Annotated in this window: 9 protein-coding genes and 1 pseudogene; 4 read left to right on the top strand and 6 right to left on the bottom strand. The window is 70.1% G+C overall.

Annotation, left to right across the window (positions count from 1 at the left end):
* Together ACZ518_RS37740 and ACZ518_RS37735 are read right to left on the bottom strand one after the other, a co-directional pair.
* Nucleotides 1-328: transposase (locus ACZ518_RS37740; RefSeq protein WP_469117549.1), on the bottom strand; the 328-nt coding region annotated here is incomplete at its 3' end.
* Nucleotides 329-575: 247 nt separating this feature from the next.
* Entirely contained in the window at nucleotides 576-2,945 is a 2,370-nt protein-coding gene (locus ACZ518_RS37735) for a phosphoketolase family protein (protein ID WP_469117548.1), read from the bottom strand.
* 241 nt (nucleotides 2,946-3,186) lie between these two features.
* Between ACZ518_RS37735 and ACZ518_RS37730 the strand changes: the two genes are divergently transcribed.
* Nucleotides 3,187-4,062, top strand: a complete 876-nt coding sequence (locus ACZ518_RS37730) for a universal stress protein (RefSeq protein ID WP_469117547.1) — start codon at nucleotides 3,187-3,189, stop codon at nucleotides 4,060-4,062.
* Between the two features lie 54 nt (nucleotides 4,063-4,116).
* Here the strand turns inward: ACZ518_RS37730 and ACZ518_RS37725 are convergent, their stop codons facing one another.
* Nucleotides 4,117-4,836 (bottom strand): response regulator, encoded by a 720-nt coding sequence (locus ACZ518_RS37725; protein ID WP_469117546.1) that lies wholly within the window; start codon nucleotides 4,834-4,836, stop codon nucleotides 4,117-4,119.
* A 264-nt stretch (nucleotides 4,837-5,100) separates the two neighbouring features.
* Between ACZ518_RS37725 and ACZ518_RS37720 the strand changes: the two genes are divergently transcribed.
* Nucleotides 5,101-5,427, top strand: coding sequence for an STAS domain-containing protein (locus ACZ518_RS37720; RefSeq protein WP_469117545.1), 327 nt, complete (start codon nucleotides 5,101-5,103; stop codon nucleotides 5,425-5,427).
* A gap of 124 nt (nucleotides 5,428-5,551) precedes the next feature.
* Nucleotides 5,552-6,043 carry a pyridoxamine 5'-phosphate oxidase family protein gene (locus ACZ518_RS37715; protein ID WP_469117544.1) on the top strand — a complete coding sequence of 164 codons (492 nt, stop codon included), beginning with the start codon at nucleotides 5,552-5,554 and terminating at the stop codon, nucleotides 6,041-6,043.
* Nucleotides 6,044-6,059: 16 nt separating this feature from the next.
* Here the strand turns inward: ACZ518_RS37715 and ACZ518_RS37710 are convergent, their stop codons facing one another.
* Both ACZ518_RS37710 and ACZ518_RS37705 read right to left on the bottom strand, forming a co-directional pair.
* Nucleotides 6,060-7,748, bottom strand: a complete 1,689-nt coding sequence (locus ACZ518_RS37710; protein ID WP_469117543.1) for a GAF domain-containing sensor histidine kinase — start codon at nucleotides 7,746-7,748, stop codon at nucleotides 6,060-6,062.
* A 557-nt stretch (nucleotides 7,749-8,305) separates the two neighbouring features.
* A complete protein-coding gene (locus ACZ518_RS37705; protein ID WP_469117542.1) occupies nucleotides 8,306-9,106 on the bottom strand; it encodes a helix-turn-helix domain-containing protein in 801 nt (266 codons plus the stop codon).
* A 136-nt stretch (nucleotides 9,107-9,242) separates the two neighbouring features.
* On the opposite strand from ACZ518_RS37705, the pseudogene ACZ518_RS37700 reads away from it, so the two are divergent.
* Nucleotides 9,243-9,523: pseudogene (locus ACZ518_RS37700) on the top strand (tyrosine-type recombinase/integrase); the annotation flags it as partial.
* Between the two features lie 143 nt (nucleotides 9,524-9,666).
* On the opposite strand, the gene ACZ518_RS37695 reads toward ACZ518_RS37700, so the two are convergent.
* Nucleotides 9,667-10,425 carry a hypothetical protein gene (locus ACZ518_RS37695; RefSeq protein WP_469117541.1) on the bottom strand — a complete coding sequence of 253 codons (759 nt, stop codon included), beginning with the start codon at nucleotides 10,423-10,425 and terminating at the stop codon, nucleotides 9,667-9,669.
* Nucleotides 10,426-10,428: the final 3 nt, after the last annotated feature.

Below are 10,428 nucleotides of genomic sequence, written 5' to 3'. Positions count from 1 at the left end.
CGGAGTCGATCGCGCACCGCGACCAGTCCAGCTCGCCTCGCACTCCGAGTTCGTCGAGGACCACACGGTAGAGCCTGGCCCAGACCCGGTCCCGGTTCCACTGAGCGAACCGGCGGTAGACCGTGGGCCAGGCCAGCCCGAACACCGGCGGCAGCTGCCGCCACGTGCAGCCCGAGGTCGCCACGAAGATAATCGCGGCCAGGGCCTCGCGGTCACCCGCTCGGCGTCGGCCCCCACCCTGCGGACGTATCACCACCGTCGGCGGCACCACCCGTCTGAACAGCATCCACAACTCGTCCGGCACCAGACGCTCAACCAGATCCGTCATGCACGGATCAACGAACGATCACACCAAAGGAAACGACGTCCTATTCCAGTTGGGCGCACAACGCACCCTGTGGCCGTTCGCGGCCGCTTCCCCGCTGTCGGGACGGCTGAGCGGCGGTGCCGAGAGCGCCCTTCAGCTCCGCCGAGGCGTCCACGACGCCTTCGACCGCGTGGCTCGCACGCGCAAGCAGGGGCACCTGAGCGGAGGACCGGGTGGCCCGTGTCCGGGGCCAGGGAGGTGGGGGGGCTCAGTACGGCCAGCACCAGTCCGCGACCTCCGGCAGATCGGTTCCGTGTTCGCGGATCCAGTCGTGGTGGCGGGCGCGCACGGCCGCCATGGCCCGGTGCTGCTCCTGCGCCTGTGCGGCGAGGCCCGGGACGCGGTCGATGACGTCCATGACGAGCCGGTAGCGGTCGATGTCGTTGCGGACCACCATGTCGAAGGGCGTGGTCGTCGTCCCGGACTCCTTGTAGCCGCGGACGTGCAGCTGGGCGTGGCCGGTGCGGCGGTAGGCGAGGCGGTGGATGAGCCACGGGTAGCCGTGGTAGGCGAAGATCACCGGGCGGTCCGTGGTGAAGAGGGCGTCGTATTCGGGGTCCGTGATGCCGTGCGGGTGTTCTTCGCGGGGCATCAGCCGGGCGATGTCGACCACGTTGACGACGCGAACCACCAGCGCGGGGAGGTGTTCGCGGAGCAGGGCCGCGGCGGCCAGTACTTCCATGGTGGGTACGTCCCCGGCGCAGGCCAGTACGACGTCGGGGGAGGAGGATCCGTGTTCGGTTCCTGCCCATTCCCAGATGCCGGCGCCACACCCCACGTGGTCGCGGGCCTCGTCGATCGGCAGCCAGTCGAAGCAGGGCTGCTTGCCGGCGACGATCACGTTGACCTGGTCGCGGCTGCGCAGGGTGTGGTCGGCCACGGCGAGCAGGGTGTTGGCGTCCGGCGGCAGGTAGACCCGGACGACCTCGGGGCTCTTGTTGAGGACGTGGTCGACGAAGCCGGGGTCCTGGTGGGAGAAGCCGTTGTTGTCCTGGCGCCAGACGTGCGAGGTGAGCAGGTAGTTCAGTGAGGCGACAGGAGCCCGCCAGGCCAAGCCGCGGGAGATCTTCAGCCATTTGACGTGCTGGGCGACCATGGAGTCGACGATGTGCGCGAAGGCCTCGTAGGTGGAGAACAGGCCGTGGCGGCCGGTGAGGAGGTAGCCCTCGAGCCAGCCCTGGCAGACGTGTTCGGACAGGATCTCCATGACCCGGCCGTCCCGGGACAGGTTCCGGTCCGTGGCCTCCGTCATGCCCTGCCAGGCCTTGCCGGTGGCGGTGTACAGGGCTTCCAGGCGGTTGGAGGCCGTTTCGTCGGGTCCGACCACCCTGAAGTCCCGCCGATCGGAGGTGTCGCGCATGACCTCGGCGAGGAAGTGCCCCAGGACACGGGTCGGTTCGTGGAGGGTGCTTCCCGGCTTGTCGACACGGACGGCGTGCGCGTCGAGCGCGGGTAGCGGGAGCGGTCGCAGCAGTCGGCCCCCGTTGGCGTACGGGACGGCTCCGAGGCGTCGCTCGCCCGGCGGGATGCAGGCCAGTACCCGCGCCGTCGGGCTGCCGTCGGTGTCGAAGAGCTCCTGCGGCCGGTACGAGCGCAGCCACTCCTCCAGCTGCCGCAGGTGTGACGGGTTCTCCCGTACCCCGGCGAGCGGTACCTGATGGGCGCGCCAGGTGCCCTCGACGGGGTCGCCGTCGACGGTCGCCGGCCCGGTCCAGCCCTTGGGCGTGCGCAGCACGATCACCGGCCAGCGCGGGTACTCCCGCCCCGGATCACTGCCCGCGGTCCTGGCCTCCCGCTGGATGAGCGCGATGCGGTCGAGGGCGCGGTCCATCGCCCGGGCCATGGCGTGGTGGACCTGGGTGGGGTCGCTGCCCGTGACGTACAGCGGCTCGTGGCCGTGGCCGCGCAGCAGGGCGTCGAGTTCGGCCTCGGGGATCCGGGACAGCACGGTCGGGTTCGCGATCTTGTAGCCGTTGAGGTGCAGGATCGGCAGGACCGCCCCGTCGTGGACCGGGTCGAGGAACTTGTTCGAGTGCCAGGACGCGGCCAGCGGTCCCGTCTCGGCCTCGCCGTCGCCGATGACGCAGGCCACCAGCAGGCCGGGGTGGTCGAATGCGGCTCCGTAGGCGTGGGCGAGGGCGTACCCGAGCTCACCGCCCTCATGGACGGAGCCAGGGGTCTCGGGTGCCACGTGACTCGGTACACCGCCGGGGAAGGAGAACTGCCTGAACAGCTTGGCCATGCCCGCGGCGTCGCGCGTCACCTCCGGGTAGGTCTCGCTGTACGTCCCTTCCAGCCAGGAGTTGGCCAGGACGGCAGGACCGCCGTGTCCCGGGCCCCAGACGCACAGGGCCTCCAGCGAGCGTTCCCTGATGACGCGGTTGAGGTGGGTGTGGACCAGGTTGAGGCCGGGTGAGGTGCCCCAGTGCCCCAGCAGCCGGGGCTTGATGTGTCCGGGCCGCAGCGGTTCGGCCAGCAGTGGATTGTCCATGAGGTAGATCTGGCCCACGGCCAGGTAGTTGGCGGCGCGCCAGTGGGCGTCCAGCTCCGAGATCGCGTACGCGGTCAACGCGGCCATGTCCGCTCCTGCGGGTGAGGGTCCGGGACGTTCGTCGGCTGAGCCGACGTCCACACCCTGCACCCGGCGGGTGCCGGGACGGCAGGGGCGCACCGGCCCTCGACGAGGGACCGTCGGCCCTTATCCCCCCTGCCCGGCCCGGCGAAGGTGAATACCGGCGGCGCCCGACCTCCCCCGGCGGGCGCCCCGCACGACCGCAGGCCGACCCGATGCCCCGCGCATCAGCACGGAGGACAGACACGTGAAGCCCACCCTCGTCGTCGGAGTGGACGGTTCCCCCGAGAGCGGCGCGGCGGCCGAATGGGCCGCTCAAGAAGCAGTGCGCCGCGACATGCACGTCCACGTCGTCCACGCGTGGCAGTGGCAGCCGCTCGCCCTCCCCGTGATTCAGGACCGGGATGCCGAGGCCCGCCGCGCGCAGGAGGTCCTCGAGGAGACGGAGGACGAGCTCACCCGCAGGCACCCGAAGCTCTCGCTCTCCGCGGAGGTGGCGGCCGACGTCCCCGTGCCGGCCCTGCTGCGTGCCGCCAAGGACGCGGAGATGCTGGTACTCGGCACCCGCGGACACGGCGCCCTTTCCGGCTTCCTGCTGGGCTCCCGCGGACAGCAGCTGATCGGCTCCGCCGAATGCCCCGTGGTCTCCGTCCGCGCCCGCCAAGGCAGCCCGGTGACCGGGCTCGACGAGGGGGAGGTGGTCGTGGGCCAGCATGGCGGCGTGGAGGAGTCCGCCGACGTACTGGGATTCGCCTTCGAAGCGGCTGCCGCACGCCGGGCCCCGCTCCGGGCGGTCCGAGCCTGGAGCCTGCCCCCGGTATTCGGCTACAGCCCCGGCTCCCTGTGGATCGCCGACCAGTTCGGCGGGCTGGAGGAGTTCGAGAAGGCCGCGCTGGAGCAGGCGCTGGAACCGTGGCGGCTGAGGCACCCCGAGGTCGAGGTCGTCGCCCACCTCGAGCAGGGGAGCGCCGGTCACGTGCTGCTGACCACCGCGTCGGACGCCCGGTTGCTGGTCGTCGGCCGCCGGGTCCGCGAATCGCCGCTGGGCGCGCGCATCGGATCAGTCGCCCATGCCGTGCTCCACCACGCGGCCTGTCCGGTCGCCGTCGTGCCGCACCGCTGAAACGGCGCCGCACTCAGGCGGGCCGGCAGGGCGACGCGCGGCCGGCCGGGTCTCTCACGGACAACCCCTGCCCGAAGGCGGGGCCGGGCTTCGGCCGGGAGGGGTCAGAGCGTGACTCGCGATGACCGCGGCCTGGACCCGCCGTTCCACCCCGAGCTTGATGAAGAGCCGCGAGATGATGTTCTTGACGGTCTTCTCCGCGAGATGCACTCGCTTGCCGATCTCCCGGTTGGTGAGCCCTTCACTGACCAGGAGGAGGATCTCCTTCTCCCGGTCGGTGAAGCCGGGGAGCCCGGGCGCCTGCTCCTCCTCGGGCACGTCGCCGCGCATGCGGGCCATCAGCCGGGTGGTGGCGCCCGGGTCGAGCATCGACTGCCCGGAGGCCACCGTGCGTACGGCGGTGACCAGGTCGGTCCCCGTGATCTGCTTCAGGACGTAGCCCGACGCCCCCGCCATCACCGCGTCCAGGAGTGCCTCCTCGTCGTCGAACGACGTGAGCATCAGGCAGGCCAGCTCCGGCATCCGCGAGCGCAGCTCCCGGCACACGCTCACCCCGTCGCCGTCCTGGAGGCGTACGTCCAGGATCGCGACCCGGGGGCGCAGGGCGGGGATGCGGGTCAGGGCCTGTTCCGCCGTGCCCGCCTCACCGATCACGGTCAGGTCGGGCTCGGCGTCCAGCAGGTCGTGCACCCCTCGGCGTACGACTTCGTGATCGTCGAGGAGGAAGACGCTGATGGGCTCCGTCGCGGGGGAGGGGACACCGCTGCCGGTCATGAAGCAACTCCTTCGCCTGGGTCCGTCCTGGACGCACGGACACCGGCATCGTGCCCGTGGAGAAGGGCCGAAGGACAGGGCCGATCGGCCCCCATCCGCCGGGTGCTCCCTGGAGGCGGGTCTTCGCCCACGCGCAGAGGAGGGACCTTCGGCCCTGCCGAATGGACCTGTCGGGCCTTCCAGGGCGTGGCGGGCACCGGATGGACTGGTGGCACACGGGGAACGGCGCGGCCCGGCGGAGCCGCACGCAGCGCGGAGGATGCCATGACGACGACCCTGATCGACCTGAAGACCGTGGCACGCGACGACCGCGATATGAGGATCATCCTGGCCGGGGAGCTCGATCTCCACACGGCCGGGCAAGTGGGACCGCGACTGCGGGAACTCGCCGAGTCCGACTGCCGGAACCTGGTCCTGGACCTGAGCGGCCTCTCGTTCTGCGACAGTGCCGGCATCGGCCTCCTCCTGGGACTGAACCGGCGCTGCCGTGGCGCTGGCGTCCGGCTCTTCCTCTGCGACGTGCCGCCGCTGGTGGCCAAATGCATGCGGGTGCTCGGGGCGGACCGCGACCTGCGGTTCGTCGTCTCGTGATCGCGGTGCGGCCGCTGCATGACGGTCGCGATGAGGGGCCGCGGTGTCGTCCGTGCCGAGGAGCAGCAGGAAGGGCAAGGGCCGAAGGGCTGAGGATCGAGCCGGGCCGGACGCGAGGTACGTCATGGAGCAGCAAGCCACGGAGCGAGTCGCCCGCGCGAGGGGCGCGGCCGCCGCTCGGCACATGCGGGAACTGGACAGGGACGAGGCCATGAGCCTCCTCGCCACGGTGTCGCTGGGACGGATCGTCTTCACTCGGCACGCCCTGCCGGCCGTTCGGCCGGTGAACCACCTCGTCGACGGTGAGGACGTCATCATCCGGATCCACGAGGGCGGGGCACTCGCCGCACTGGCCGGCCCCGTCGAGGGCCCCGGGGTGGTGGTGGCGTACGAGGCGGACGCCATCGATCCCGACACCCACCTCGGCTGGAGCGTCGTCGTCACCGGCTATGCACGACTTGTGACAGAGGCCGGGGCCGTCGAGCGGTACGCGGCCCTGCTGCACCCCTGGGTGGGGCGACCCATGACCGGCACCGTCCGGATCCGCCCGGATCTCGTCACGGGCTTCCGGCTGGATGCCGTACCGCCACCGGTCTCCCCGGTACCGCGCGATTGACGCCGTGACGTCCCTCTCAGCGGACGCCGGGCAGCGGAGCCCGCCACACGAGCCTGCTCCCGCCCTCCTCGGGGGCCTCGACGGTGAAGGTTCCGCCCACCTTCCGGGCCCTTTCCTCCAGATTGCGCAGACCACTTCTCCGCCCCTGCGCGGGGATGCCCCTGCCGTCGTCCGAGACGGTCAGCACGATCTCCCCCTGCCCGGCCCTCAGGCTCACGCCGACGTGGGTCGAGCGGGCGTGGCGGGCCGCGTTGCTGAGGAGCTCGCCCAGCACGGCGACCACGTGGTCGGCGATCTGCGGGGGTACGTCGGTGTCGAGGAGCCCCTCCATGCTCAGGCGTGGGGGATGGCCGAGCGAAGGGGCCGCATCCCCGACGGCTCGGGCGGCGCGTGCTCGCAGGCCGGGCCCGCTGTCACGGTCCTTGGTGCGGAGTCCGAAGATCGTCGACCGGATGATCTTGATGGTCTCGTCCAGGTCGTCGACCGCCCGGCCGACCCGCTCGGCAGCCCCCTCGTGCTCCACGAGCCGGGCAGCACTCTGGAGGGTCATGCCGGTGGCGAAGAGCCGCTGGATGGCGAGGTCGTGCAGGTCGCGGGCGATCCGGTCGCGCTCCTCGAGCAGTGCTATCTGTTCGGCGTCCCGACGGCGCTCCGCCAGTTCCAGAGCGAGGGCCGCCTGGCCCGCGAAGGCGACGAGCGGCTCCAGCTCCCCCTCGCCGAACGCGGGATCTCCGGAGGAACGCGAGAGCAGCAGAACGCCCCGGCCCTCCCCGCCTCCGGTGCCCAGCGGAACCGCCACGGCAGGCCCGAGCCCGTCCCGCCCCGGCTCAGGGCCCTCGGCCGCGTATTCCCCGCCGTCCCCTGCCTTCAGGACCGCCATGGACCTGCCCGCCCGGTGTGCGGCTCCGGAGAGCGTCCCGTCGAAGGGAATGACCAGGCCCTGCCACCCGGGCCCGTCCGCACCGGACGCGAACTCCACGACCAGTCCGTCGACACCGTCCACCGGCACGGCGATGTGTGCGAGGCGTGCCGCGGTGATCTCCTGGGCGCGTCGGGCGATGAGCTCCAGGACCGTCGGACGCGAACTTCCGGAGAGCAGGCTCTCGGTGATCTCCGCGTTCGCCCTGAGCCACAGCTGCTGGCGCTGCGCCCCCTCGTAGAGACGTGCGTTGTCGATCGCCACGCCGGCCGCCACGGACAGGGTGGAGATGACCGTTTCGTCCTCGGTGTCGAAGTCGACCCCGCCCCGCTTGTCGGTCAGGTACAGGTTCCCGAACACCTCGTCACGGACCCGGATCGGCACGCCGAGGAAGGTACGCATGGGCGGGTGATGGGCCGGAAACCCGTAGGAGGAGGAATGCGCCCCGAGATCGGTCAGGCGCAGCGGCTCGGGGTGGTGGATGACCTCGCCGAGCAGACCGTGGCCGGCCGGGAGCGGGCCGATGGCGGTGATCGCCTCATCGGTGAGCCCCACGGTCAGGAACTGCGCGAGCCTGCGCCCGTCGGGTCCGATCACTCCCAGCGCACCGTACTCGGCGTCCACGAGCAGTGCGGCCGCCTCCACGATCCGCCGGAGCACCTGGGCGAGGTCCAGCTCCCGCCCCACCGACACGACGGCCTCCAGCAGGCTGTGCACCCGGTCGCGGGTGCCCCGGACCTCGTCGATGCGTACCTGGAGCTCGTCGAGTAGCTCGTCCAGTCGCATGCGCGGCACCCGAGTCAAGGGATCCCCCACACCCACCTGCTTCCCCTCCGATCGCCGGCCGGCCGCCCCGGCCTGCGGCCAGCGTATCGACACGCGGGTGCCCGAAGGGCGTGGTTGCACGCAGACGCCCGCCGCGCCTGACTTGACGGACACGCCCGGCGAGCCCCGCGTGCGGGTGGCCGTCCCCTCGGCCACGTCCGCGGCCTCCTGCGCCTGCGCCTGCGCATCCGCCTGCGCGCGGCGGCCGGGAATGGTGCAGTCAGATGACTGATGCCACCTCTGTGACTGCGACGGCACTGTGGAGTCGTCCGCGAGAAGACGCGCCGACTCCGGTCGGCGGCGAAAGCAGAGGAGATCAGGATGAAGCTGCGGAGAACGGTTTCGAGGCTCGCGGTCGGCGTCGTGGCGCTGACCGGGGCGGTGGTCGCCACGACGACGACGGCGAACGCGTACATCCTCACCGACATCCAGACCGGATCCGGCAAGTGCCCGGCCAATTGGGTGTGCCTGTGGAGCGAGAACAACTTCGTCCGCGGGAATCCGTCGAGCGGGTACGACTACGGCGCCGTGGGGTCGGACACCAACGTCGCGGACATGGGGAAGTCCATCGCGATGGGCGAGGTGGCCGTCTGGCCGGACTTGGCCAGCTCCAGCATCGCGTCCGCCGCCTTCGCGGCCGACGTGCCTGGGATCGTGAGATCGGAGCCGAGCTCGCGGGCCTTGGCCGCGGCCATCACCATCTCCTGGCCGGACGCGCCGGTGACCGCACCCCACTTCTGGATGGCCCGCTGGTACTCGTTGCACTCCTTGGCTATCTCCACGAGCCCGGAGACGAGGCCGCCACCGACGACGAGATTCCGAAGGTGATGGGCCTCCTGCCGGGCGCCGAGCAGGCCCCGCCGCAGCTGACGCATCGAGGCATCGCCGTCCGCACCGACCTGCCGCAGGCCCCGGCGTGCGGTGTCGGAGTCGGTGGCGATGTCTTGCAGCCCGGAAGCGCCGGAGCCGACGCGGATGCGGTAGACGGCTGAGCAGGCGATGTCGATGTCGTGGTACCGCTTGAGGTACATCTTGATCTTCATCGGGCCGAAGTGGTGGTGCTGCCGTAGGTAGACGATCTTGTTGACGACGTCGGCCTTGGTGGCGTGGGGGCAGTGGTTTGGCTTGCTGGAGCGGTCCCGCAGGCCTTCAAGACCCTCGTCCTGGTATCGGCGGAGCCACTTGTAGAAGCAGGTGCGGCTGATGCCGTAGTAGCGGCAGGTCAGTGCGACGTTCCCGGTGACTTCCTCGGCGTGGCGCAGGACCGCCAGGCGGTGCTGGGCTTGGCGGTCCTGCTGCTGTTGCAGCGAAGGGGGCATGGCAGTCTCCGTCATGGTCGGAGACCCATGTGTAACCAACGTCTGGCAGTTTTATACCTAGGCCTCGCATCAGGGATCCAACCCCACCAGTCGCACCACACGCTCTGCAGAAGTCGCGATCCACGTGGAGAACGGCTTCACCACTGCCCAGGGCAGACCGATCGACCCGACCAACCTCACCCGTCACCTTCACCACGCTCCTCCGCACGGCCGGCCTCCGCCGCATCCGCTTCCACGACCTCCGCCACTCCACCGCCACCCTGCTCCTGGAACAGGGTGTCGAACTCGTCGTTATCAAGGAACTCCTCGGCCACGCCCACATCGGCGTCACCGCCACGGTCTACGCCCGCCCACGTCCGACTCCGCCTTCAGCGCGACGCCATCGACCTGCTCGGCCACGCGCTCGGCCGCCCCTGACAAGTCAGACGGCGGCGGACACCACTGTGTTCGCCGCCGTTGCCGTCAACTACTGCCGTCAGGCGGTAAATTAACCCCGCCGCACACAGCTCGGCGGGGTTAAAATTTGCTACTGGTCACGATCCCTAGCAGCGCAACATCTACTAGCGGTCACCGGACAGCCGGGCAAGTACATCCGCAGCGAGCTCTGCTGAAGCGTGGTCGAGACCTACCGTCGCCGTTCCATCCAGACGTTCGGACATGTAACTGGCCATCGCAGACACTGCATCCGCAGAGGCCACGGGGGCGAGCCACCTAAGCCACTCGCAGACCATGCGCATTCGAAATTCCCTGAGAATTTCTACGCGGTCCAAAGGATCTGACTCCGAGGCCAGCTTGATCACCTTGAACGAGGCGGCAAGGCGATTGTGCGGCATATCGTGAGCCGAAAGAATCAGTCCGAGTTCATCAGACTTACCGAGATTGAAATTATCGGCTACTACAAACTGGGGCAGCGGGTAACCGTCCACGCTTGTCAGTGCTTGCCTGTCGCGTCCGGAATCGATAACTACGTCGACACGGGAAGCAATCCCGGGGTCATCGACAGAGACTCGGATGCGATGCACGCCAGGATCCCCGACGTTCTGCACGAAACGTGACACGCCGAGGATGTCGCCGACTCCGATGGCCCCGTCGTCGAGCACCAGGTCTCCGTCGAACAGGACGCTGCCCTCGGCCGGGCCAGCCCTGTTCCACAGCCTGACCCGGACCAGCCCCACCTGCGCACGTGCGGCGATCTGGACGTGACTCCTAGACGCCACCAGTGGCGCACCGGCCAGAGCCAGAACCTCCTCCGGCGGGGCTGTCGATCCAATACGGATCACGCGATGGTTCAAGTAAAGCTCGGCACTACCAATGAGCATTTC

The organism is Streptomyces sp. NPDC033966 (genome assembly GCF_055575955.1).
The sequence above is the reverse complement of the archived record's forward strand: the minus strand, read 5'-3'. Positions and strand labels throughout refer to the sequence as shown.

What these genes read in the sequence shown, in the direction of transcription:
- ACZ518_RS37735 (WP_469117548.1), bottom strand. Translation starts at nt 2,945, where the DNA reads ATGGCCGCGTTGACCGCGTACGCGATCTCGGAGCTGGACGCCCACTGG.
- ACZ518_RS37725 (WP_469117546.1), bottom strand. Translation starts at nt 4,836, where the DNA reads ATGACCGGCAGCGGTGTCCCCTCCCCCGCGACGGAGCCCATCAGCGTC.
- ACZ518_RS37720 (WP_469117545.1), top strand. Translation starts at nt 5,101, where the DNA reads ATGACGACGACCCTGATCGACCTGAAGACCGTGGCACGCGACGACCGC.
- ACZ518_RS37715 (WP_469117544.1), top strand. Translation starts at nt 5,552, where the DNA reads ATGGAGCAGCAAGCCACGGAGCGAGTCGCCCGCGCGAGGGGCGCGGCC.
- ACZ518_RS37710 (WP_469117543.1), bottom strand. Translation starts at nt 7,748, where the DNA reads ATGCGACTGGACGAGCTACTCGACGAGCTCCAGGTACGCATCGACGAG.
- ACZ518_RS37705 (WP_469117542.1), bottom strand. Translation starts at nt 9,106, where the DNA reads ATGCCCCCTTCGCTGCAACAGCAGCAGGACCGCCAAGCCCAGCACCGC.
- ACZ518_RS37695 (WP_469117541.1), bottom strand. Translation starts at nt 10,425, where the DNA reads ATGCTCATTGGTAGTGCCGAGCTTTACTTGAACCATCGCGTGATCCGT.